This window comes from Roseivirga sp. AWQ4_251, assembly GCF_056158225.1.
On sequence record NZ_JBSWSW010000001.1, the window covers coordinates 1773672 to 1797960 of the forward strand.

Consider the following 24289-nt stretch of genomic DNA (forward strand, 5'->3'; position numbering starts at 1 on the left):
TATTTTTTTCCAACTCCCAAACACTATTCAATATGAACAATTCAGAAAAAATTCAATTTGGAGATTTGTCGGTTCTTGGTAACTCTGATTTTCTCCAAGAATATGAAAGTGCTGAAATTTTCCAAGCCAATGAACATACTGCGGTTGGTCTCAATAACTCTAGTATTCAGCTCTTCTCCGCTTCTACTGATAATTTAAATGCCACAAGTATTTTTGGATTTGAACTACCAAATCAAAAAAATAACAATATCAACTCTCTTAATAAGATTGATATCACTGATACTGACCCTGTATTAAAGGCCATTCAAGTTGGAGGTTTTGATGTGGTTCAAAACCCAGGACTTTTTTTGAGTGACGAGCCTCAAACGCACCTTATAGTTTATTCTGATGAGCCAGATGGTTCTCATAAGGTATTTTTCAAATCCGATCCTTTATCTTCTAATTCTGTAGATGCTTATCCAGCCTTTCAAATAGGCCCTGAAAAGGGTACTCTTCCTCCAATCAAATCTATCAAAGGCTTTTTTCCGACTTATGCTGCCGCTTATTGTAATCGGTTAGATGGAGGTGGGGACGGCTTGATTCAAATCTTTTTTCAGGATGAGAATAATGATCCCCAGAATTTTGCTTTATCCAACAACCAATATTTACTTGAAAATTTCTATTTGTCCGATGTACAGGATTTCAACTATTCATATTACCAAGACAAAACAGGTACTGATTACTTAGTTGTTGCCTTTATCCTCAAGGTTATTTCAAAAACGGATCAAAGTGACATGAAGAACATTGTGTCATTGATGGCTTATAACAGGAAGGATAACGCAGGGCAATCGGCAATATCTTTTACTCTGAAATTAGATGATGATTCATTTAATCCGACCTGTTTAACCAGCAGTCAGGATGACCAAGGATTTCCTCAATTATATCTTGGTGGAAATTTAGATCAGGGTGGATATGCTTGTTATGAATTAAATTATGATTTCAATCCTGATACAAATAGCCTAAGCGCCAGCACTCAGCCATTGTTTTCAACATCGGTTGGAAGCCTAAACCAATTCAACATTGGAGAAGTAGTTCAAAACGATTTGAATTCATTAGAATTTTGGGGAAGCATAAGCTTAAAAGGTCTGCCTGATTCAGTTTTGATGAACGCATTGTTTGAAAATAGTACATGGAGCAAACCATTCCCTATCACTCCTATCTCTCGCTATCTCTACTTAGGTGACCGAATCTCAGGCGTAACCAGTGTATTTGTGACTCCTAACAATGGTTCCAATGATATGACGCATTATTGGATTGACCCAGAAACCAAGGCTCTAAATACTCAATCCATCTGTTTGCCCCAAACCACAGTGCGCAAGTTCGATGCTTCAGCAACCTATCTGAACTTTACTTTTAACGATGCACATTCACAGAACTATCCGATAGATTTAACCATCACGGCCTCAAGTCTTACCTATCTAAAAATAAATGGCCAAGCGTTCTGCTTAAGTCCAGGTAATCAAACAGCCATTCAAACCGATATAAAAGGGCGTTTGAAGATTATCAGGGAAGTAAACGGTTTGGAAGGCGAAGACTTCTACATTCAAGCTTCAGGCAACAGCGATTATTTGAAAGTAGTTACACGCGCAAATGCCCAAAATTACCTCTACACCAGAAAACTGCCCAACGATAATCCTCAATTAGATACCGCAAACCAACAACTTGCTCAAACCATTAAGGACAAAAATAATGGTGAGGACTTGATCACATTGAGTGTGGTTAATTCAATTACACCGGATTCTTCAACCTTGAAAGCCGGCAACCCTAGTAGTCTCACTTATACAGCTTTTTCATTTCTTCAAACTGGGGTTCATGTAAGTACTTCTAAGGAAGAATTTGATTCCTTAAAACTAAGTAGTGCTCACCAGCCTAGATTACTGGGAGATAATATTCTTGATGACCTTTATGACGATTTCGTTTCAGCCTGGAATGATCTCGCAAAAGACGTGAGTAAGTTCTGCGCTTCAGCCGAGAATTTCCTCGATAAAATTACCGATATCGTTATCGATGCCGGTAAAATGGTAGTTCATTTTGCTGAAAACTGTGTTGAAGTTTTTCTCAATACGGTAGAAGACGTTTGGAAGGCTATCAAATTTGTGTACGATGCCCTTAAAGATGTTGTAGAAGACATCATTAACTTTTTAGGAGCGCTTTGGTATATTTTGAAATCGATTAAACCTACCGCCCAGGCGCTCAATAAAGTGTTTACTATTTCTCTAAATCAGCTTTCTGCAGATCTAACTTCTGATCAGATGAAAACCAATGTGGCAAATTTCATCGCTGATTTAACGGGACAAATGCCAAACTCTCTTCGTACTGATAATACAAATGCTCAAACGAGCCAACAGGGTGATGGAGTTCATAATTCCTTTTTTGGCAGTTCGGCTATAAATTGGATCATTTCTCATATTGAAGAGCTTTTAGGAAGTAATTCTGATGATGGCATCGAGATCAATCTCGCAGAAGATGCTCTAGATTTTGCAGAAGATGCTATCAAAACAGTGACAGATGCAATTGACGGTATCTACAATGTCATTACTAATTTAGACGATTTCAACAATCAAGTTGAAATGCTTTCTACCAAATTGGACAATGACTTAGAAACGCTTTTGAAAGACTTAGATCAATTGATTTTGGATCTTTTTGAAGCCATAGCCGAAGCCATAGCTAAATTGATCGATGCCTTGACTGCTGAAATCGATATTCCTATTTTAAGTGATATTTATGAAGACCTTGTTGGGGATAATCTATCTGTCACCAGCTTAGTTTCTTTGATCTTTGCAATTCCTACAGCTGTAATCTACGGTGTAATTAAAGCCATTGAAACGGGAGATGTTGAAACGCCATTTAGTGACCTAGATTTAAGTACTATCAATTCCTTCGATGAAATGATAGCCACACTTTTTAAAGGAAACAGCAATGCCTCAGGTATATCTACACTGTTGCCTTTCGTTTCGAGTAACATTTTCACAACTCCAGAAACCATGCTCGCAGAAGCGCCTTCTGATAATGATTCGGATTCTACCGCGGATGAACTTGCACTGTGTTTCGGTATTGCAGGCTTAGCAAATAGTATACTTAGCTATTTACTTTTTGCTTTGGAAAAAGTTTCTGTTGAAGAAACACCTCCTAGCAAATATCAATACGGTTTTAAAGTTGGCGGATTCGTTCTGTTTTGTATCAATGGAAGCTTCGATTTAGCCAATGCGAGCAGCGATGAAAAAGCAGTTACTGGGTTTTTAACTGCAATGGAAGCCGTTCAAGGCATGTTGGAATTTGTTTCTCCTGCGGAAGATGATAAAGACGGTAATGCTCTTCTTACTGGAATTAAGGGAGTTTTTGCACTTCTTTGTTTTGCAGGCTTTGCATTCTCCAAAAACAAAGCTGAAGACACTTTAAAAATCATTCACCCAACAATAGACTTTATAGGAGACGTAGCATTAGAAGCTAAGGAATTTCCTGTGAGTTTACTTTTTGAAGTGATTGCTTGGGTTATCAGTGGTACAGAACTTAGCGAGGGCTAAAAATCTCCTTTTAGAAACCAGAAAAGCCCACTGAGTGGGCTTTTCTGGTTTCTCTATATTTCTAATTTATCAATTAACAAGAGTACATCGCTCCTAATTCTATCTTGAGCCGTGCGAAGGAACCCTTCTTGACTATGAATATAAGTGCAAAATGAACTCGCTATTTCGATTTCAACAACCTGTAAATCAACACGGCTGCGCGTTTCGATTGTTTAGGTAAAGCCCTAACATCTCCTGTTTCATTAATAGTGTGATCATCGGCTCCCGACATACCCATCGCATCAATTCCCATTTCGATATAATCTGAGGTAAAGGAAATGTCAGCAGCTCCCGCATCGGCTGGATTAACTGGATTCACTTCTCCAAAACCTAAATCTTGACTCACTTTACTGAAAGTTTCCATCAACTTATAGTTTCCTTCTTTTGGAGCAAACGGTGGATAACCTTCTGAAAATGTAATGGTTGCTTGCGTTTGAGGCAAATGTTCAGAAACAATCTTGGTCATAGTAGCCTGCGCTTTCTTTAGCTGCTCAGGCGTCAAACAGCGGATGTCTCCCGTTACAAGTACGTCTTTCGAAACTACATTACTCTTTCCAAAAGCAGTTCCTGAGTTTTCAGCATCGGCATGTGTAATCTCGGTTCCCCCTACGATCATTCCTGGATTAAAAGTCAAAAATTCTTCTTCTGAAAGCTGATCATAGAATTGATAAAGGATTCTTGAAGCTTCATAAATAGCGCCAGCACCTACTTTAGGTTTGAAAATCTGAGAAGAATGAGCAGCATTACCCGTCACCTTTAAAGTCCAGCCAGATGAACTTCTTCTGGCCACAGTAACCGTTGCAGGATTTCCATCTCCATTTTCAAAACCTAGAGCAATATCCGCCCATTGAGCGGCTTCTACCAAAGCCTTTTTCGACTCGGAAAGCGGATGGCCTGAATGTTCTTCATCACCCGTCATCACCACGGTAATGTTCATTTCATCCAATAATCCAGCATTTTTAAGCGCGGCTAAAGCCTGAAGAATAATTACATCTCCGCCTTTCATATCGGCAATACCAGGGCCTTGAATCGTATTTTCATCTAGTTGTTTCCATTCTTGGTTTGGACTGTCCAACTCAAAAACGGTATCCAAATGACCAATCATCAAGATTTTCTTTCCCTTTCCTCCTTCTATTCTTGCTACCAAATGTCCAGCTCTATTGAATGATGAACCATCAACCCATTCGGTTTCCATGCCCAAAGCTTCAAATTCTTTCATAAGAACTGAACCAACCTTTTTCACACCCTCAAAATTCATGGTGCCGCTGTTAATGTTGATCAGTTTTTTGAGAAGGGTTAAATATTCTTCGTTGTATTCATCAACATATTTTACCAATTTCTTTTCGGTTCGGTCTAACTGAGCAAAAGTGCTCAAAGAAATGAAGCACAAAAGAGTGAGAATGAAAGGTGTTTTAGATCGCATTTTTACATTTTGTTAAGGCTACCAAAGAAAGAAAAAATATGGCAACTAAGGTTCGGATTGAATAAGGCTTTAAATCATTTAACTGATTTTATTTTATGTGAATATTTTTTATTAAAATAGTATCATAATTGGTCTTTAACTCATTTTCTTATGTACAAACTTTTTTTATTCAGAACCTCCATTCTTTTTCTATTGATTACCCTTTCTATCCATTCATCTTTTGCTTTTCAAAGTGAAGGCTTAAAAGTGTCATTTGCTCAAAATGGTGCGGATAAAGGTTTTGCGAGTGGTGATCGTTTACTTCAACTAAGAGGATATACCTTGCCCGAGATCGTTCATTTGATCAACCCACATGCCGGCACAATCTTGGACTCCAAATCTTTACAAAGAACTCTATTTGACTTTGAGTATCGCGGTGATTTAAGTGATAAACAGAAAGTGCTGAACGAATTGAATGCCGCCTTAAAAAACGATCTCTCTATTTCAATGGAATTATCATCAGAAAAAACAAAAATTTACACCTTTGACTTTAAGGGAGAATCGGGTTGCTATGAATCGGGTGTGATTGACAAGCAAGAGGAAACCGAAAAGTATTGGAAAGGCACTTGCGTGAAACTCTCTATGCTTGCAGAGAAAATCTATGAACTTTATGGGACAGTTTTCCATATAAAACCTCAAGATGACCTTGTAATTCCATCAGTTAAAATTTCAAAAGTCAATTTTGACGGCATGAAGAAAGGCTTGAAAGATGCAGAACTCACCTTGGTTTTAGACGAAACCGCTACGCTCAATTCCAAAACCTACGTGTATACAAAATAGAAACGTTTTGGGTTTTGAGGAGTGGCGATCACTCTTACTCTTATTTTTCACACAATAGTTACTAAAGCCCCAATGGGGCTTTCTAATTTTATTTGAATTTGAAGGTAATTCTTAAGGATTAAAGAATTTGGTTATGTGACGACAATAAACTAACCATGTTATAGATTGAAGTACTATAATGAAACAGACCGATTTTATAGCTGACTTAGAATTTTTACCCACAGAAAAAGTGGCAGGAAAAGCCCTTCTCATTCTGGTTACCGCCCGCATATAGAATTTGAAAACTACCCAGAGTATTTGACTTCAGGGCAACAGATCTATATAGGGCAAAAAAGTGCTGAAATGGGGAAAAAAGTGAAAGCGGAAATTTCAATTTTAGGAACTGAATATTTCGCAAATCGACTATATGAAAAAATGAAATTTAAATTTTATGAAGGTAGTCGTATAATTGGTTTTGGGGAGATAATTGAGATTATAAATCCAGATTTAAAATTGAAGTATGATTTTGAAGACAAAAAAATCAATTTGAATTGATATCAATCTTACATCCTAATCAAGACCTTCTTCAACGCATGAAAAAGACATCTCTGCTTACAGTCTCTTTATTATTTCTAATTTCCTCTTGTGGTCAATCATCAAAGTCTAAAATGGAACGAGAGGGTGAACCTGACATTTATTATGTAGCCGATTCAGATGCCAAAATGAACAGTGCAATTGAAAAAGCCAAAAATTCGGTTGACTTGTTCTTTAATGCACTAGCAAGTCATAATCCTGATTACGAACTTTTTTCAATAAAACAAAAGTTTGATACCCCTGAAGGCGGAGAGCATATTTGGATTCAAGAAATCGAATTGAGTGACTCTTTATATTTTGGGTTTTTAGCTAATATTCCTGTCGATATAACAGGATTGAGCTTGGGTGATTCAATAGTTATAGACAAAAATAAAATAAGTGATTGGATGTATCTTGATAAGGGCGTAGTAAAAGGCGGTTTTACTATTAGAGCCATAAGAGATGAAATGACAGCAGCCGAGCGTGAAGCATTCGATATTGAAACCGGGCTTATTTTTGAATAGAAACCCGTTAATAGAGTGAGTCAACGCTGTGAATTTTAATGAATAACTATTTGTCATTAGCCCGGAGGTTATGCTTGACTTTTATGTAATATCAGATTCTGAAGGAAAACCAAATCCAGCAGATTTGGAAAAACTTGTTTATGCAGGAGGTTTAGAATCTGCTGTATTTGATCGCTTAGTACGAAAGGGAATAATTGATCCAAGATTTGATTATTACTCCGATTTTAGGTGGGGAAATCAGTTGGTCAAACAAATTGGATCTAAAGCAAATCAATTCGATTCTGATTCAGATGTTACTAAACTCAAAGAAATCATTAACAAAGCAATAAATAGCAAATTTGGGCTAATTGCTTTCGGAGATTGAGCGCTCTCCAAAACATAATGAATTCATGAAATGCTAGAGCAAGAAGCATTTAACAAAGTAGGCTATTGCAGAAGTTTTCGGCAAATTCCGCATATAAATGTGTTGTGTGCAAGTAAAAAGGAGAACCTATGAATTGGAAGAAAATTTCTGAAAAGTGGAAATCATTTACCGAACAAAACGGACTAAGTGATTCGAGCAAGGTCACTTATGCACACTATTTTTAAGAGTTTAAATGAAAACAATAAAATAAAGCCAGCCCACAACAAAACCTATACGCATACCCCTTCGGGACACTACTCATAGCCAGAACGTTGGCAATGATATCTAGTAAAACATGGAAATTGAATTTTTGAATAAGAAAAAGAGGGAGTTTAGGTTTAAACTTATAAAATATTACCTCTCACCTCCAATTTTTACAACCATAATTGCTGTGTTTGTCTATCTTTTCTTTAAAGTTCCTCTATCAGACAATTATGGGGTCATTATTGGAATTTGGCTAGGAACTCTTATCCGGATTTTTCTTTTTCATTTTCGACCTTCCTATATCTATTCCATCGACAGTTAAAATGACAATCTAACTCTGTATTTGATTAACCCAATTGGAAAAAATAAAGAACTAAAATATTCTAAAGCGGAATTGGGCTCTTTTTCTGTCAAAAAAAGCCATTCTGGAAAGCTTTTGATAAAATATATGTTCAGAAGAATGGACTTGTTAAAAACTATGACATTGTTGACTCTAAACTAACAGATCAATTTTTAAATATTCAAAAAGACATTAAATAAAAATACTATTGTCAACACCTTGAATGACTTTTCGGGAACAGTACTATTGCTCAGAGAGAGAATATTTCTAACCCATTAGAAGCTCAAGAGTATCAGATAATCATTTTATCATAGGCAATCCAAAGTAAGAAGGGCTAATGGAATTCTTACTTTGGATTCTCAACCATAAGCTCGCTACTTTCATTTAGCTTCGATCATATTATTCAGGGTCAGCATGGAACAAACTACTCCGGGCGTTGCCTTATCATCATCCAAAACATATCTGGACAGGAACCCTAAAACCTCCTCTTCAGTAGGGTCAGGATTAGATAAGGTTACCACAATGTACCAAACCTTGTCACCTTGATCGTAAACGGGGTTCGAAACCTGTAATGGTGCTCCGCCCGTCCACCCCCAAAGATCCGCTCCATTATTGCCATTGCCCCAAACGGTGGCCACTGGAAAATCAGCGTTCTGCCAATTGACATTTTCTTGTAAATCAACTCTATAAGCTGCCATAATTTTAACTGTTTATGTGTGATTGTTTTAAACTATAGTAAAGCTATGCCTTGGTAGAACATAAAATACAGGCTCAATAACCCCATTTTAAAAACAGGTGAAATACCCTCCTAAGGGCTAAACAACTAGACGTAGCTTAGCTTCTTGTCAATTCAGTCCGCATGATTATCTATCTATACATGTAGTTCGTCAAATTCATTTTCCCTGGTCATGTTTCACCAACATCTTTGATGAATTCAAAACTGATCAAAGTGAAAAATCCTTACCTCTTTATTGCCTTTGCATTCATCGCTTGTATAACATGTTCATGCCAATCAGGATCGGAAGAAACAGCCAAGACTCAGAAGAACCTGATCTACGAAATATCACAGTCCATATCTACAGCCGAAAAAAATGATGACCTTCAAGCCTATCTCTCTTACTATAAAGATGACGCTATCAGCATGCCTGAATTTCAACTCATGCTGGTTGGAAAGGATCGAATAAAAGCCTTTTACAAAGAAATCTTCCTAAGGCAATCCGTAGAATTCCTTAAAAGTGACACACTGGAAATAATTGATCTGGGTAATACCTTGATGGAGATTGGTTCCTTTGAAAAAAAGTATTCTGATAACGGATCTGATCATCAGCAAAGAGGTAAATATTGTCGGATTTGGGAGATTGATTCCAATGGAGATTACAAAATCAAAGCCGAAACTTTCGGTTTCTTCCATCCTATTGAGAACCCTGAAAGGCTGGTTGTTGAAATGTGTCTCACCCAACCGGATGAATCAGATATCTTAAGTCAAAAAGAAATCCCATTTGAACTGAAGGCTTACAATGCCTTAATGGAAAAGGGGGTCAGAACAAGAAATGGCAATCTGAGAGCCGATTTCTTCGCTGAAGATGGGCTGTTTATGCCATTTGCTCACGAACCCGTTGCCGGTATGGAAAATCTTCGGCCATATCTCATGGATTATTCAAGCGGTGGTGAGGTCAACATAGATTCAATCTCCTGCTATACTTATGACCATCAATACTTTGACGGTTACATGCTCGAATATGCCATGTTCAAGGTAAAGTGGTCTACACCAGACAATGAAGGCCGAACTGAGGGAAATGGCATCAGACTTTGGAAGCGAATGCCCGATCATTCCTTAAAGCTCTATCGGGAAACTGGAACTCATAATTATATAAAATGAAAAAGCTCAACTTGATTATTTGTCTGCTCTTATTTTTTGAGAGCAGTAACCTTCTAGCTCAAAGTACTTTAACCTCAAACAACAAGACCCTGGAGTACCTCAAGGGCTTCAGAGAAAAAACCATCTCGGCAATGACCGACTTAAGACCGGAAATTCTTGAATCTTTCTATGCAGACAGCCTGAGAATGATGCCTGAATTGCAAAAAACACTCTTAGGTAAAGTCAACGCTACGGCTTATAACCAAGCATTTCTTGAGAGATTCGAAGTAAAGAATTACAAAAGATCGTCAATAGAGATTTCTGATTTGGGTGAACAAATACTTGAAATAGGAGAAATTTCAATGACCCTCAGATTGAAGATTTCCGGACAAAAATTCGAAATAAAAGGCAACTACTTTGATCTGTGGAAGGAATTACCAAATGGGAATCTGAGTTTGATCACCCAATGCTGGAATTACCATGAGTATTATGCTGAATTGCACCCACATCTGGCATTTGACCAACTCCCTGGAGTACATATCGCCTTATTGCCCAATGTGAATATTACTGACAACATCAGTTTTGAACTAACGGCATACAATAGATTGCTTGATGCCACGGTAACCGAACATGATGCCAATGCATGGGCACGCTACTATGCCGATGACGCTATGCTGATCCCCAATTATCATCGCCCGCTCCAAGGGAAAGAAGAAATCAGTCAGTATATAGAAACACATGTAAATGAGCTCCCTGTATTTCAGGAGCTTGATATCCGCAGCGACAGAATCGATAATTTAGGGACCTTTATCATTGAATATGCCAGTCACATTGCCAGTTGGAGAAATGGCAACTCCAGCGGTGTTGGTCTCGGAAAGAATATCAGAATCTGGAGAAGAGAACCCGACCACACTCTAAAACTCTTCAGATCAATTGCCATGTATGATTATTAGGCCTGAATCTCTTTCATTCACACCTCTTTAGGCTAGGTAAAAGAATCAGGCATGTTTATATTCAACATTGAATAGATTTCTTCTGCATGTCAAATCAATCTAGGTTCAATTGGGTATTTAAATACAAGCTACACCATATCCCTTTCTGGATCGGCTACCATTTTGTTTGGTGGTGGTTAAGGATTGGCAGCCCGATTGATGTAGTCAATAGCATATTTCTCCCACATGCAGGAGTGAAATTCCTGTCCTACCTCCTCTTTCAGATGATGGGAGTTTATTTCAACCTCTATTTTCTGATTCCACGATTTCTGGAGAAGGGCAAATACATCACTTACACTCTCCTTTTTCTGACTACAATTATAGCAACGGCCTGTGCTATCGTTAGTGGATATTATTTTGGTGCAGCCATTTCAGAGTCTACGTTTCAGGAACTCTGGGGAGTTGAACCAAGTAACTTTTATTCTCTTTTCGAAAGCGGTGCTTTACCCTCCACTGCTGCTGCAATGACTCTGGCCATGAGTATCAAACTCACCAAAAACTGGATCAGTGCCCGTCAGCGACAACGAGAACTAGAAAAAGAGAAAATTGAAACCGAACTGAAATTTCTCAGAGCTCAGATCAATCCACACTTTCTGTTCAACACCATCAATTCCATTTTTGTACTGATCAAGAAGAATCCGGCCATGGCCTCTGAAGCACTCTCCCGTTTTTCAGATTTGCTGCGTTATCAACTATATGAATGTAATGACCATGAAATAGACCTTAATCAGGAACTAGCTTATCTGGAAGGATATGTTGAATTGGAACAGTTGCGGCTGGACAAAGACATTGTATCTGTCAATATCGAATTACAGAGACATCCTCAAAATGAGCTTAGAATAGCCCCCTTCATTCTTACCCCATTCGTTGAAAATGCCTTTAAACATGTTTCTAAAACAAAAGGTCAGCCCAATTCTATAGATATCTCGCTTGCACAAGTGAATGATGAGCTCAGATTCAAAGTTGTAAATACCTGTTCACCAGAATATGCTGTGAAAGATTATAACCAGCATAAAGGTTTAGGGCTGGAAAATGTCAGACGTAGGCTAAACCTTATGTATCCTGAAAATCATGATTTGAAAATCAAGCATACCAATAATCTTTACGAGATTATGCTCAGTATTAATCTGAGGAATAAAGAAATGCAAATGTCTTTACCTTTAACCAATGTCTCATAAAACCCCTCTCAATTGCGTAATCATCGATGATGAACCTCTTGCCAGAGAGTGTATTGTCAATTATGTCAATGAGTTAGATTCTTTGAGAATTGTAGGAACCGGGGCCAATCCCTTGGAATTGAAAAACCTGTTGGATAAACAGAGTGTAGATTTGGTATTTCTGGATATTCAAATGCCCATCATGACAGGCATTGAATTCCTAAAGTCTGTTTCTAATCCTCCAATGGTAATTATCACCACAGCCTATCCAAATTATGCCTTAGAGGGCTTTCAGTTAGATGTACTCGATTACCTGGTGAAGCCCATTACATTTGAGCGCTTCTTTAAGGCGGCAACCAAAGCTCAGGATTATAGTAAGCTACTCAGCCGTTCAAGAGCTGGAACAAAGGGCGAGGGTAAAGACGCCTCTGATTATTTCTTCGTGAAATGTGAATACAAATACGAACGCATCTACTTCGAAGACATCCTTTTCATTCAGGGACTTCAGAATTATGTAACTATTCACACACGAGAAAAGAAGTACATGACCTTATTGAGCCTTAAGAATGTTGAGGAAAACCTGAGTAAAAGAGACTTTATCAGGACACACAAATCTTACATTGTCTCGATTTCTAAGATTGATGCCATAGAAGGAAATGAAATTTTTGTGGGCTCTTCTAAAATCCCAATTGGCAGAAATTACCGCACAGAGGTTCTGGAAAAAGTAGTCAACAGCAAACTTTGGACAAAGTCTGGAGAGAATTCTTGAATTTAAAAGTCGTTAGACCACTCCACGTGGTTCAACCACCGGTTGCTTGTTCACTAAACATAATCTCTTTATTTCCAGGTATTTACACAAATCCCTTGGAGGTACTAGTTCTGTAGTTGACTACTGGATTGAAGGTGAACAACAAATGTCAAGACTCCATGAGCTAAAAACAGAATTATTCCATCTATTGACAAAGATTTGAATAAATATCTAGCACTATCTAGGCTAAAAAGATAGGAATTTGGGTTAATTGCCTTCGGAGATTGAGTGCTCGAAAAACATGAAGAATTCAGGAAATACTGAATCAATACCCTTTACCAAAGTAGGTTATTGTGGGAATTTTTGGCAAATTCCGGATAGAAGCTTGTTACAAGCAACAATAAACAGACGACAATGCGAACATTAACAGCAATATTTTTTCTGACAATTTTGCATGGTTGCTCTGACAGAAAATCGACAAAGGGCGAAGGTATTAACCACAATCACGAGCCTACAAATGCTTTTGAAATATCAGCAATTGACGGTAATCTACCATTGCGTTTAGACGAGTATAATCTTGAAAATAACAACAATTCAATTCAGTTGAATGACGGAATTAATTCTATAATTGAACAAACGGTCAAAATCTATGTGAAAGACTTTGAATTTTATGACAGCACTCAAACATATAAGGACTTTTATATAAACACGATTCGACTACGCGATAGTCTTCAGACTATATTTTTAGTCCTTTTAAAGCATTATCCTACAGGTGAAATTAATAGTAGAGTCTTATTTTACGACAATCAAAAGAAAGAATTTGCAGACAACGTATTTGACTTTAATATATGGCCTTATACGACTATGAGAACGGAAAATTAACTTCAACAAAACTAAAAACAGACTTTGAAATCATGACACCTGAAATTGAAGTTGTTGACTTCAACACAGATGGGATTAATGACTTCAAATTTGTGCGACTATGGCATAATGGAACATTTAATGCTATTTATACAACAGTTTTGACCGTAAAAAACTATAAGATTGACACATTGATGATAGACAAAAAAACTATTGGAGATGAAGGATTACGGAAACAGTGATGAGAGAAAAGCAGCTTTTAGCAAAGTATACAAACCAAAGAGAACAACTAGCACTTAACAAACATGGCAAATTTTATAAAGAGCTTTAAAAATATTTTATCCTCTTAGTTGTGTCTTATTTAGGTGTCAGAATTTTTGAGCAGCATTGCTTGCAATTTCTCCAGACCTTGTGACCTTTCACACATCAGAGCATTTTACTAAGTCTTATTCTTAGAATTTTCTGGTTATACTTTTTACCTATTTAACAAATATCATTTTCGTACTTTCAATAAGAAATGATTTGAAAAAGGAATACAATATAAATCTCTCCGAGCTATGAAAACACTCCTATTATTATGGTTTCTATCATCATCAAACTTGCTTCTCGGTCAGAATATTTATACTGCTCTACATTTGAATAGACCAGAAGATGTAAGGCAAGACAAACACATTGCGAGTATTACTGAGACAAACACGTTTTTCAATTCTAACGGTGTTGAAAAAAGAGTAGTAAATAAATCTGTTAATAATAATTATCTGGTAACTCTAGAGGAAAGGTTTGATGCACAAGGAAAGCTTCAACAAAGACTGACTCGAGAATTAGACGAAACAGGAAAAAGAATCTTGTCAAGAAAGTTTGAGATTTGGAATTCAAATAATTACAGTATTAAGATGAGTATTTATAAGTATGATTCAAATGATTTCCTCATCAAAATGACCGATTATAACTCAAATGGAGAAATTACTCAACAAGCAATCCTAACCAATAACCAAAATGGCCACCCTTTAAAACTGGAGCTTTTTGATGGCTCTGGAAGCTTGATTGGAACAGAAATTGGAATCTATAATTATGAACAAAACCAAGTAACCACTGAGGTGAGAAATGGAAATGGCAAAACACTTTCAACAGATAACTCAATCATTGATTTCTCAAAAAGAATGGCTATTCCCAAAGAGGGTGATTTATTCAACGAATATGGCGACCTCGTTTCAACTACTGAATATTCTTACAAATGGAAGTACGATGACTTTGGTAATTGGACATCAGTAACTATTTACAAGTTGAAAAATCGTAGAAAGACCAAGAACAGGCACTTTAAAAGAAAAATAGAGTATTTAGAATAGATTAACTACTACCAACAAACCTATAAGCAACGCTAATAATGGTGATACCGAAGTTTCTCTATATACCTCCAGCCAAAGCTGCACTTTGCACTTTGACATATACAAAAATGAAAATTAACTTAAACTACAGCTTTGGCTATCGTCCGTGCTCGATTGAAAACCAGCGCTTTTGAATCACGCACTGCGCATAGCCAAACCGTTGTAGCGCATTGAAAACTCAATGAATAGACTTCTTCTGATCTTTAGCTTGATTGCAGTCGTTTCCTGTGATCCACCGAACGTTCTAATTGTTGAAAATAGAACTGGTGATACCCTAGAATTTTCAGTGAACACAACTCGACCAATAACTTTTGAGTCTTTACATGTTGCAGATAGCTTGATTCCTGACGAACTAATCAAGTTGAACTCAATCTCTACTTATTTTAGCAGAAAACTGAATATAGAAATCAGAGACTTTTTGAATTATTTTTTTAGACTATATCCAAACAATGAGGTTCTAATTTCACCTTCAACTATTGGAATGCCTTTCAAAACCGTAACATACAAGCAGAATGGCGTTAAAAACACTCTTATTGGTGAACAAACAAATGAGGATCTTAATATTGAACTCAAACACAAGCCTTTAAGAATAACAATAGTTAAGATAAAATAACGCCCTAGAGCATATGCTATGATTGAATGGGGTTTTATCTGTCAGGATATTTTCACGGAGTCCCGAAGTTTCGGGAGGAAAGTGCGCCATAAGTTTTAAATTTATCAAGCGTGACTAAGAGCTAAATTTTAGTAGGAATTTATGAACCTAACTTACATACTATATCTTTTAACATTCTTAGCATTTCCAATTCTAGGTCGTGTAATTTCTAAGCATCTAGAAATTGAGAAAAGTAAAAAGGCTATAAAATGGGTCATTATAGTCTTTACAATTCATAACGTTTTATTTTTTCTAGGCTTTTCAATCAAAGGAGACTATCCAGACTATTTTGTCTTCTCGTTGGAGTATTTATTTTTATGTACTACAACAGCTCTTCTCTATAAGTCAACATCCCTTTATTCCAAAGTTTTAAGGGTCATTGGGACAATTATATTAACTATTGGCTTTCTACAAGGTGCTATCGGTATCCTAATGTTTGCTGTTGTGTCGCAGGACTATGAAGCGGATAGAGTATATAACATAGATTCAAATGGCAAGAACTATCAAACAAGAAGATATAGCTTTGGTTTTCCTACCTTGGACGACACTAGATATACTTTTGAGACATATAGAGAATACCACTATTTACCATTTGAGAAGGCCATTCATAAAATCAACTTTTTGGATTTGAAAAGCGATCTCAATTTTAGAGACAATAGCTTTATTGTGAACATTGATGAAAGTGAATCTAAAATAACACTTAAATTTTCCTCCAACGGTGCGAAATTTTCTGCTGCAATTGAATAAAAATGCTAACCGACATCTTTGCTTCAAACCCTATATTTAAAGTCACGACTATGCTATTTCTAACTTAATAACTATTTGTCATTAGCTCGGAGGTTATGCTTGACTTTTATGTAATATCAGATTCTGAGGGAAAACCAAATCCAGCAGATTTGGAAAAACTTGTTTATGCAGGAGGTTTAGAATCTGCTGTATTTGATCGCTTGATACGAAAGGGAATAATTGATCCAAGATTTGATTATTACTCAGATTTTAGGTGGGGAAATCAGTTTGTCAAACAAATTGAATCTAAAGCAAATCAAATTGATTCAGATTCAGATGTTACTAAACTCAAAGAAATCATTAACAAGGCAATGAATAGTGAATTTGGGTTAATTGCCTTCGGAGATTGAGTGCTCGGAAAACATGATGAATTCATGAAATGCTAGAGCAATATCCTTTACCAAAGTAGGTTATTGAAGAAATTTTCGGCAAATTCCGAATATAAACGTGCTGAGTGTAATCATGCGAATCGCAATATTTCTCTGTTTCCTATCAACTTTTTGCTCTGCACAAAGCAAACAATCTGACTATGACCGCTCAACTCATGAGATAAAATTGATTGGTAACGAACTGCTGCTAACCGAATTAATAGAACCTCTAAGAAAGAGTTGACCAGATGTGACTTTTACGAAAGAAGGAATCTGTGAACAAACGGTTAAGGAGATCGGGACAACACTTGATTCAAGTTTTACTATTATTCATTTAGCATCAGGTGTTGGGATTAGCTGTACAGGAATCTTCCGAACGCTGATTTTTGAAAACCAAGAATACCTTGGATATTATACGAGTCAAATCATTTTCCCAGACAAAGTTGAAGGGAACGAACTTATTTGGGTAGCTGAAGGTGGTGCTGAATATCGAATGAACTTGTCAATTGAACCTCCAACGAAAGCCAAGTTTGAAAAATATTTGCAACTAGAATTCAACACTCAAAAGCCAACTGAAATTCGGTAAATAAAAGACTACACTCCACAATCACTAGCACGAATGCGCCAACTGCCTCTTTGCAAGCTTTGGAGTAAACTTCACCATGAATCAGCCGCTGAGGAAACTTATCTGCTTTCTACTTAGCACTCTCCACAATCCCACCACCCAAAAACCAAAAAAGCCCCAAAAGGGGCCTTTTAACTTTATTTCTGGGTGAAGATTATTTCGCTCTCCAAGCTTCTTGCTTAGCGCTCTCCCCTACCGTTACCAAAAGGCGGGTAGGGCCAGGCACAAGCACCAAACGCACTTCCTGATCTGGAAAATCGTCCACTTCTACAGGAACACCTTCTCCATACTCAACATCGTACGTAAATCTTCCTTCTCTATCTTTTTGCAAGCGGATGTAGTTTTTGGCGAAATACGCAATTGGCATCAAAACGTCATTGTCTGGGCAAAACTCATCGTGTACCAAAGCAATGGCTTCTTCCAATTCAGTACCAAATTCTTCCATCAAGGCATCTTCCATATCATGAAGTTCCTCTTCTACATCGTCATAACGCTCATCGTTATAATCCATATCATCCAGCTCATTGATCTTATCCGCAATGGCCGCAAAATCCTCATTCAGTTTGTTTACATTCATAATCTTTATCACTGGGCGTGGCACAAAGAATGCAAGTTCGCATAAAACATCCAAGGCATTGCGAAAAAACGTTTGCCATGTTCTTTTTTCATTTTTTATCGCTAGCAGAAAACATAACTTTACCTGTGGAAATTATATAAGTAAACTAGAAAAGAATAATCACCATGGAACAAGACTTTTTGCCTTTGCTGGGCACCGACTATGTGGAGTTTTATGTAGGTAATGCCAAGCAGTCGGCCATGTATTACCAAACCTGTTTCGGATATGAATTGGTGGCTTACGCTGGCCCAGAAACCGGTGTAAGAGACCGCGCCTCATATGTGCTGAAGCAAGATAAAATCAGATTGGTTTTGACTTCTGCCTTAAGAGAAGACCACCCTATTGCCGAACATGTGAAAAAGCATGGCGATGGCGTCAAAGTTTTGGCACTTTGGGTAGACGATGCCACAAAATCATTTGAAGAAACCACCAGCCGAGGTGCAGAAGCTGTAGAAGCGCCTAAAACCCTTCATGATGAATTTGGCGAAGTGAAAGTAGCTTCTATTCAAACTTATGGAGAAACCATCCACACCTTTGTTGAAAGAAAGAATTACAACGGCCCATTTTTGCCGGGTTATATCAAAAAGGAAAGCCTGATTCCTATTGTTCCTATAGGCCTGAAATATGTAGACCATTGCGTGGGCAATGTAGGCTGGGGAGAAATGAACAAGTGGGTAAAATTCTATGAAGATGTAATGGGCTTTAAGCTGCTTATCACTTTCGATGATAGTGATATTTCTACGGAATATTCAGCCTTAATGTCCAAAGTGGTGAGCAACGGAAATGGCTACATCAAATTCCCTATTAACGAACCCGCTGAAGGAAAGAAGAAATCTCAGATTGAAGAATACATCGATTTTTATGAAGGTGCTGGCGTGCAACATATTGCTATTGCTACCGATGACATTCTCCACACCGTAAGCGAATTGCGTAGAAGAGGCGTAGAATTCTTAAACGTGCCAACTACTTATTACGATGATTTATTAGAACGTGTAGGAGAAATTGACGAAGATCTTCAGCCTTTAAAAGACCTTAACATTCTGGTAGATAGAGACGATGAAGGCTATTTGCTTCAGATTTTCACCAAACCAGTACAAGATAGACCAACTGTTTTCTACGAAATTATTCAAAGAAAGGGCGCCAAGTCATTCGGAAAAGGTAATTTCAAGGCCTTGTTCGAAGCCATTGAAAGAGAACAAGAATTAAGAGGAAATCTATAAAATTAAACTTTCAGGTTCAGGCTTTATGGCTTTGAACCTGAATTTCAAAACCTACAATTAGAATATACAACCAAAGCATGAATACAGAAATACAAGCCAAAGTAGATTTATGGTTGAACAGCGCCATAGATGACGAAAGCAAAGCTGCTATTAAGGCACTTTCTCCAGACGATCTTGCCGATTCATTCTACAAAGATTTAGAGTTTGGTACTGGTGGGCTTCGCGGAATTATGGGTGTAGGCTCAAACCGCATGAACAAGTACACTGTTGGCATGGCAACCCAAGGTTTGGCCAATTATTTACTAAAGGCTTTCCCGGGCGAAGATATAAAAGTGGCTATAGCTCACGATAGTCGCAACAATAGCCGTTTTTTTGCTGAAACAACTGCCGCTGTATTTTCTGCCAATGGTATTCATGTTTACCTTTTTGAAGCCTTACGCCCAACGCCTGAGCTTTCTTTCGCTATCCGCGAATTGGGTTGTAAAAGTGGTGTGGTACTTACAGCTTCACACAACCCAAGAGAATATAACGGCTATAAGGCTTATTGGGACGATGGTGCTCAAGTAATTGCTCCTCACGATAAAAACATCATTGCTGAGGTTCAGGCTATTTCTGGGGTTGAAGCTGTGAAGTTCGATAAAGACGAATCTAAAATTTCGGCCATTGGCGCTGAAATCGATGAAAAATACCTTTCTGCAATTGAAAACTTGACTTTGGCTCAAGATGCTATTGATCGTCAAAAGGATTTAAAAATCGTATTCTCCCCTATTCATGGTACTGGAATTACCTTAGTGCCTGAAATTCTGAAAAGAAAGGGTTTCGAAAATGTTTTTGTAGTAGAAGAACAAGCTGAACCTAATGGTGATTTCCCAACGGTGGTTTACCCAAACCCAGAAGAGAAAGAAGCCATGACTTTGGCACTCAATAAAGCTAAGGAATTGGATGCTGATTTGATCATGGCAACCGACCCAGATGCTGACCGTGTAGGAATCGCTGCTAAAAACGCTCATGGCGAATTCGAACTGCTGAATGGAAACCAAGCTGCTACTTTGTTGATCTACTTCTTATTGAAAAAATGGAAGGAAAACGGAAAGCTGGATGGCAATCAGATGATTGTGAAAACCATTGTAACTACGGATTTGCTTGCCCAAATAGCAGAGAGTTTTGAGGTTGATTGCCCAGAAACGTTGACTGGTTTCAAATTTATTGCTGCTCTTATTAGAGAATTGGAAGGTAAGAAAACCTTTATCGGTGGCGGTGAGGAAAGCTACGGTTATATGATCAGCGATTTTGTTCGCGATAAAGACGCCATTGCTTCTTGCGCTATGCTGGCCGAAATGTGTGCTTGGGCTAAAGATCAGGGCTTAAGTGTTTTCGACTTGCTTAAGCAGATTTATCAGGAATACGGCTTCTATTTGGAATCGTTGACTTCAATGACCCGAAAAGGAATGAAGGGCGCTGAAGAAATTAAGCAAATGATGATCGACTTGAGACAAAACCCTCCTGCAACTATTGCGGGTAGCAAAGTGGTGAAGTCTTACGATTATCAAAACTCAGAAAGCAAAGACTTGAATACAGGCGCGACTTCGGAAATTAAGCTTCCAAAGTCAAATGTATTACAATTCGTGTTAGAAGATGGTACAAAAATATCGGCCAGACCTTCGGGAACGGAACCAAAAATCAAATTTTACATTAGTGTTAATAAGAGCTTGGCTTCGACCGATGATTTTGAAAACACTAAAGCCGAGCTTGAAACCAGAATTGAAAACATTAAAGCCGATTTAAATCTATGAGTATAACTGCCCTTTCCATTTCAGAACTTATCGATCGCGACCTCGATAGACTTTCAACCGAAATTGAATCCTATTCTTCTGAAGACAAATTATGGTTAGTACAAGGCGCCATAACCAATTCAGCAGGCAATTTAGCGCTTCACCTTTGCGGCAACTTGCAACATTTTATAGGCGCTGTTTTGGGTAAAACAGGTTATGAAAGAAACCGTGATTTTGAATTTTCAGGAAAGGGCATCAGCCGCTCTGAACTATTGGAATTGGTAAAAACCACCAAAAAATCAGTTACAGAAACGCTTCAGAGATTACCCGAATCATCTCTCAATTACCCATATCCTATCCGCGTATTTGGCGATAAAGATATGAGCACTGTATTTTTCTTAATTCACTTACAAGGCCATTTAAACTATCATTTAGGCCAAATTAATTACCATAGAAGGCTGCTCGATCAATGATCAAAGTAGAACAGAACGTTTCGTTAAAACCATTCAACACATTTGGCATTCAGGCCTTGGCCAGCCATTTTATCACTTTTCAAAGCATTGAAGGCTTACTTGAGGCCCTTCAGTTGAGAGAACCAAATCAAGAACTCTTGATTTTGGGAGGAGGAAGTAATATTCTTCTTACCAAAGATTTTGAGGGTTTGGTGCTCAAAAACGAATTGAAGGGCATTGAAGTGATTAAAGAAGACGATAATCATGTTTATGTCAAAGCCATGGCAGGAGAAAACTGGCATCAGTTTGTCATGCATTGCATTGATCATAATTGGGCTGGCGTTGAAAATCTATCTTTGATTCCAGGCACTGTTGGGGCTGCTCCTATGCAAAACATTGGGGCTTATGGCGTAGAAATTAAAGACGTTTTCCATTCGTTGGAAGCTGTAGAAATCGAAACTGGAAAGTACAAAGAGTTCACAGCAGAAGAATGCGACTTTGGTTATAGAGAAAGTGTTTTTAAAACCACACTCAAGGGTCAGTTTATTATTACTTCTGTGGTCTTCAAATTAAGTAAAGAACCTGTCTTCAACACTTCTTACGGAGCCATTCAGCAAACACTTAATGAAATGGGAGTTAAAGAACTCTCTATCAAAAGCATAAGCGATGCTGTAATCAGTATTAGGCAAAGTAAATTACCCGATCCAAAGGAAATTGGAAACTCAGGAAGTTTCTTTAAAAACCCAACGGTTGACGCGTTGGATTTCGAAGGTTTAAAAGCAGAATTCCCATCAATTCCTGGCTATAAACAACCTGGAGAGAAAGTAAAAATCCCTGCGGCTTGGCTGATAGAACAGGCCGGTTGGAAAGGGAAAACGTTTGGAGAAATTGGAGTTCATAAAAACCAACCTTTGGTTCTCGTCAACTATGGAAATGGAAAAGGTGAAGACCTTAAAAACTTAGCTTTCGAAATCAAAGACTCTGTAGCTGCTAAATTCGGAGTGGAATTGACTCCCGAAGTGAATATGATTTGAGGAGTGTTATGCCTTCAAATGGTTTTAATAAAATCAGTTGAGGGCTTAAACTTCAGCTAAAAAGACTATTTTTCAACAAAACATTACAACGCTTCTTTTCGGGTCTGTGTCAAAGAGACGAACATTAACACTCACTCATGAAATTAAAGCCAGTTTTTTCTATTGTCATATTCATTAGCCTTTGCCTCGTCAGCTGTTCCAAGAACGATCTGAATTTCAACGAATTTCCTCAAGTATGGAAACTTGTAAAAATGACATCTAGTTGGTCGGGAGATGGGCTTACTGGTTCCAAAATGTCGTGGCAGGAATATTATGTTTTTCATGCCAGCGGCCAATTTGATAAAAAAAGAACCACAGACGTTGAATATTTAGAAGCTTCGGGCACTTATACTATCGAAAATAAAGACGGAAAAACGGTGTACCTTCTCACCTATGAGACGGGGGAAAATATCAATGTGAATTGTAGTCCTACGGATATAGAAGAGCTCATTACTAATTATAAGGAAAACAGGCTTTACAATAACTGGGGAGCTTGCGATGGCGCTGACCTTGAATATCAAATGCAGGCTAGCCACTAATAGGTCGACAGGAAATTCTTAAACCGCTCAAAATCTGAATTCATCATAATGGAATGCTTGGTTTGGCTCATCAATTCGTGAGCAAAATCAGGCATTTCTACTTTTTGGTCTAAAGCCTTTTCCATTACAGGTGAGAATTTGATGGAATGCGCGGTTTCCAAAAACACACCATTCTGCTGAGGTTTCAGCTTTTCTTTAAGCCCCGCATAGCCAATTGCTCCGTGAGGATCGAGTAAATAACCTATTTTAGCATGGCACTCTTGAATGGTCTCGAGAATTTGCTGATCGTTTAAAGTGAAGCCAGAAACATCTTGTGTCAGTGTTTCAAAGGAATGATCATAAAGCTCCTGCATTCTCGGAAAGTTACTGGGATTACTAACATCCATGGCATTCGCGTAAGTGGGAACAGTTGGTTGAATTTCGTATGCTGAACTTTGCAAATAGCGAGGCACAATGTCATTGGAATTGGAGCAAACCAGAAATTTACCCAAGGGAAAACCCATTTTTTTAGCCAACATTCCAGCGGTTACATTGCCATAATTCCCCGATGGAACTGCGATAAGCGCTTCTTCCGAATCCTGCATTTGCAAGGCCATGCTTGCATAATAAATCGACTGTGGCATCCAACGCGCAATGTTGATAGAATTGGCTGAAGTCAAGTTGAGTTTTGCATTAAGGTCTTGATCCAGAAAGGCTTGCTTCACTAAAGCCTGACAATCATCAAAATCACCATCAACTTCTAAAGCAGTAATATTTCTGCCTAAGGTGGTGAGCTGCTTTTCTCTGCAAATCACTCACTTTCCCTGATGGATAAAGAATGATCACCCTCACTCCCTCTACACCATAAAATCCGTTCGCCACAGCTCCCCCTGTATCACCAGAAGTAGCCACCAGAATCGTGGTTTCGCGTTTTTCAGATTTAGCAAATTCGCCCAAGCATCGCGCCAAAAATCTAGCTCCAACATCTTTAAAGGCATAAGTTGGGCCATGAAACAACTCTAAACTGAAGATATTTTCTTCAACCTGAACCAATGGAATTTCGAAACTCAAGGCATCTTCCAAAATGTCTTTAAGTTGAGTTTCAGAAATGTCAGGTTGCACAAACTGCTTCATCATTTCGAAACCAATCGCAGGCAAACTCGCGCCTTTCAATTCCTCAATGGTTTGCTTACCCAACAGAGGAATACTTTCAGGAAAGTACAAACCTTTATCGGCTGGCAAACTGTTTAAAACCGCTTCTTTGAAACTTGCTTTAGAAGAAGATCTATTGGTTGAATAATAATGCATTTGATGTCAGTGTTTCAATTCAAGTCTCTAT

General features: G+C 37.9%; 26 protein-coding genes. 21 read left to right on the plus strand and 5 right to left on the minus strand.

Annotated elements, in window-relative coordinates; all coding sequences use genetic code 11:
* The first annotated feature begins 32 nt into the window (after window positions 1-32).
* A complete protein-coding gene (locus ACXACJ_RS07780) occupies window positions 33-3563 on the plus strand; it encodes a hypothetical protein (RefSeq protein WP_475133784.1) in 3531 nt (1176 codons plus the stop codon).
* Window positions 3564-3723: 160 nt separating this feature from the next.
* Here ACXACJ_RS07780 and ACXACJ_RS07785 read toward each other — a convergent pair whose 3' ends face one another.
* Complete coding sequence (locus ACXACJ_RS07785; protein WP_475133785.1) at window positions 3724-5025, minus strand: M20/M25/M40 family metallo-hydrolase; 1302 nt, start codon at window positions 5023-5025, stop codon at window positions 3724-3726.
* A gap of 150 nt (window positions 5026-5175) precedes the next feature.
* Between ACXACJ_RS07785 and ACXACJ_RS07790 the strand changes: the two genes are divergently transcribed.
* The 4 genes from ACXACJ_RS07790 (at window position 5176) to ACXACJ_RS07805 (ending at window position 7284) form a co-directional block, all read left to right on the plus strand.
* Complete coding sequence (locus tag ACXACJ_RS07790; protein ID WP_475133786.1) at window positions 5176-5844, plus strand: hypothetical protein; 669 nt, start codon at window positions 5176-5178, stop codon at window positions 5842-5844.
* Between the two features lie 297 nt (window positions 5845-6141).
* Window positions 6142-6378, plus strand: coding sequence for a hypothetical protein (locus tag ACXACJ_RS07795; RefSeq protein ID WP_475133787.1), 237 nt, complete (start codon window positions 6142-6144; stop codon window positions 6376-6378).
* 38 nt (window positions 6379-6416) lie between these two features.
* Window positions 6417-6920, plus strand: coding sequence for a YegJ family protein (locus tag ACXACJ_RS07800; protein ID WP_475133788.1), 504 nt, complete (start codon window positions 6417-6419; stop codon window positions 6918-6920).
* Window positions 6921-6990: 70 nt separating this feature from the next.
* The gene (locus ACXACJ_RS07805) at window positions 6991-7284 is read left to right on the plus strand and encodes a hypothetical protein (RefSeq protein ID WP_475133789.1); all 294 of its coding nucleotides are present in this window, start codon (window positions 6991-6993) and stop codon (window positions 7282-7284) included.
* 963 nt (window positions 7285-8247) lie between these two features.
* Here ACXACJ_RS07805 and ACXACJ_RS07810 read toward each other — a convergent pair.
* Window positions 8248-8565, minus strand: a complete 318-nt coding sequence (locus ACXACJ_RS07810; RefSeq protein ID WP_475133790.1) for a hypothetical protein — start codon at window positions 8563-8565, stop codon at window positions 8248-8250.
* 251 nt (window positions 8566-8816) lie between these two features.
* On the opposite strand from ACXACJ_RS07810, the gene ACXACJ_RS07815 reads away from it, so the two are divergent.
* The 11 genes from ACXACJ_RS07815 to ACXACJ_RS07865 all read left to right on the plus strand — a co-directional run bounded on the left by ACXACJ_RS07815 (window position 8817) and on the right by ACXACJ_RS07865 (window position 17260).
* Complete coding sequence (locus ACXACJ_RS07815; protein WP_475133791.1) at window positions 8817-9746, plus strand: YybH family protein; 930 nt, start codon at window positions 8817-8819, stop codon at window positions 9744-9746.
* Between the two features lie 131 nt (window positions 9747-9877).
* Window positions 9878-10678: a nuclear transport factor 2 family protein gene (locus tag ACXACJ_RS07820; protein WP_475133792.1), complete on the plus strand. Its 801-nt coding sequence runs from the start codon at window positions 9878-9880 to the stop codon at window positions 10676-10678.
* Window positions 10679-10764: 86 nt separating this feature from the next.
* Window positions 10765-11895 carry a sensor histidine kinase gene (locus tag ACXACJ_RS07825; RefSeq protein WP_475133793.1) on the plus strand — a complete coding sequence of 377 codons (1131 nt, stop codon included), beginning with the start codon at window positions 10765-10767 and terminating at the stop codon, window positions 11893-11895.
* On the plus strand, window positions 11885-12643 hold the full coding sequence (locus ACXACJ_RS07830) for a LytR/AlgR family response regulator transcription factor (RefSeq protein ID WP_475133794.1): 759 nt from the start codon (window positions 11885-11887) through the stop codon (window positions 12641-12643). The genes ACXACJ_RS07825 and ACXACJ_RS07830 overlap by 11 nt, the downstream gene beginning before the upstream one ends.
* Before the next feature lie 393 nt (window positions 12644-13036).
* The gene (locus ACXACJ_RS07835) at window positions 13037-13504 is read left to right on the plus strand and encodes a hypothetical protein (RefSeq protein WP_475133795.1); all 468 of its coding nucleotides are present in this window, start codon (window positions 13037-13039) and stop codon (window positions 13502-13504) included.
* Window positions 13471-13725 carry a hypothetical protein gene (locus tag ACXACJ_RS07840; RefSeq protein ID WP_475133796.1) on the plus strand — a complete coding sequence of 85 codons (255 nt, stop codon included), beginning with the start codon at window positions 13471-13473 and terminating at the stop codon, window positions 13723-13725. The genes ACXACJ_RS07835 and ACXACJ_RS07840 overlap by 34 nt, the downstream gene beginning before the upstream one ends.
* Window positions 13726-14040: 315 nt before the next feature.
* A complete protein-coding gene (locus ACXACJ_RS07845; RefSeq protein WP_475133797.1) occupies window positions 14041-14829 on the plus strand; it encodes a hypothetical protein in 789 nt (262 codons plus the stop codon).
* A 220-nt stretch (window positions 14830-15049) separates the two neighbouring features.
* Window positions 15050-15481 carry a hypothetical protein gene (locus ACXACJ_RS07850; protein ID WP_475133799.1) on the plus strand — a complete coding sequence of 144 codons (432 nt, stop codon included), beginning with the start codon at window positions 15050-15052 and terminating at the stop codon, window positions 15479-15481.
* Window positions 15482-15622: 141 nt separating this feature from the next.
* A complete protein-coding gene (locus ACXACJ_RS07855; RefSeq protein WP_475133800.1) occupies window positions 15623-16267 on the plus strand; it encodes a hypothetical protein in 645 nt (214 codons plus the stop codon).
* 95 nt (window positions 16268-16362) lie between these two features.
* Entirely contained in the window at window positions 16363-16656 is a 294-nt protein-coding gene (locus tag ACXACJ_RS07860) for a hypothetical protein (RefSeq protein WP_475133801.1), read from the plus strand.
* Between the two features lie 268 nt (window positions 16657-16924).
* Window positions 16925-17260 carry a hypothetical protein gene (locus ACXACJ_RS07865; protein WP_475133802.1) on the plus strand — a complete coding sequence of 112 codons (336 nt, stop codon included), beginning with the start codon at window positions 16925-16927 and terminating at the stop codon, window positions 17258-17260.
* A gap of 193 nt (window positions 17261-17453) precedes the next feature.
* On the opposite strand, the gene ACXACJ_RS07870 is transcribed toward ACXACJ_RS07865, so the two are convergent.
* Complete coding sequence (locus ACXACJ_RS07870) at window positions 17454-17876, minus strand: hypothetical protein (RefSeq protein WP_475133803.1); 423 nt, start codon at window positions 17874-17876, stop codon at window positions 17454-17456.
* 164 nt (window positions 17877-18040) lie between these two features.
* Between ACXACJ_RS07870 and hppD the strand changes: the two genes are divergently transcribed.
* The 5 genes from hppD to ACXACJ_RS07895 all read left to right on the plus strand — a co-directional run bounded on the left by hppD (window position 18041) and on the right by ACXACJ_RS07895 (window position 22971).
* Window positions 18041-19135: a 4-hydroxyphenylpyruvate dioxygenase gene (gene hppD / locus ACXACJ_RS07875; RefSeq protein WP_475133804.1), complete on the plus strand. Its 1095-nt coding sequence runs from the start codon at window positions 18041-18043 to the stop codon at window positions 19133-19135.
* 77 nt (window positions 19136-19212) lie between these two features.
* On the plus strand, window positions 19213-20928 hold the full coding sequence (locus ACXACJ_RS07880; protein ID WP_475133806.1) for a phospho-sugar mutase: 1716 nt from the start codon (window positions 19213-19215) through the stop codon (window positions 20926-20928).
* A complete protein-coding gene (locus ACXACJ_RS07885; RefSeq protein ID WP_475133807.1) occupies window positions 20925-21380 on the plus strand; it encodes a DinB family protein in 456 nt (151 codons plus the stop codon). Before ACXACJ_RS07880 ends, ACXACJ_RS07885 begins: the two co-directional genes overlap by 4 nt.
* Window positions 21380-22393, plus strand: coding sequence for a UDP-N-acetylmuramate dehydrogenase (gene murB / locus ACXACJ_RS07890; protein ID WP_475135077.1), 1014 nt, complete (start codon window positions 21380-21382; stop codon window positions 22391-22393). The genes ACXACJ_RS07885 and murB overlap by 1 nt, the downstream gene beginning before the upstream one ends.
* Before the next feature lie 251 nt (window positions 22394-22644).
* Window positions 22645-22971, plus strand: coding sequence for a hypothetical protein (locus tag ACXACJ_RS07895; protein ID WP_475133808.1), 327 nt, complete (start codon window positions 22645-22647; stop codon window positions 22969-22971).
* On the opposite strand, the gene ACXACJ_RS07900 is transcribed toward ACXACJ_RS07895, so the two are convergent.
* Both ACXACJ_RS07900 and ACXACJ_RS07905 read right to left on the minus strand, forming a co-directional pair.
* Window positions 22968-23765, minus strand: a complete 798-nt coding sequence (locus tag ACXACJ_RS07900) for a pyridoxal-phosphate dependent enzyme (RefSeq protein ID WP_475133809.1) — start codon at window positions 23763-23765, stop codon at window positions 22968-22970. The two genes, ACXACJ_RS07895 and ACXACJ_RS07900, sit on opposite strands and share 4 nt — an antisense overlap.
* Window positions 23704-24258, minus strand: coding sequence for a PALP domain-containing protein (locus ACXACJ_RS07905; RefSeq protein WP_475133810.1), 555 nt, complete (start codon window positions 24256-24258; stop codon window positions 23704-23706). Before ACXACJ_RS07905 ends, ACXACJ_RS07900 begins: the two co-directional genes overlap by 62 nt.
* Window positions 24259-24289 lie beyond the last annotated feature (31 nt).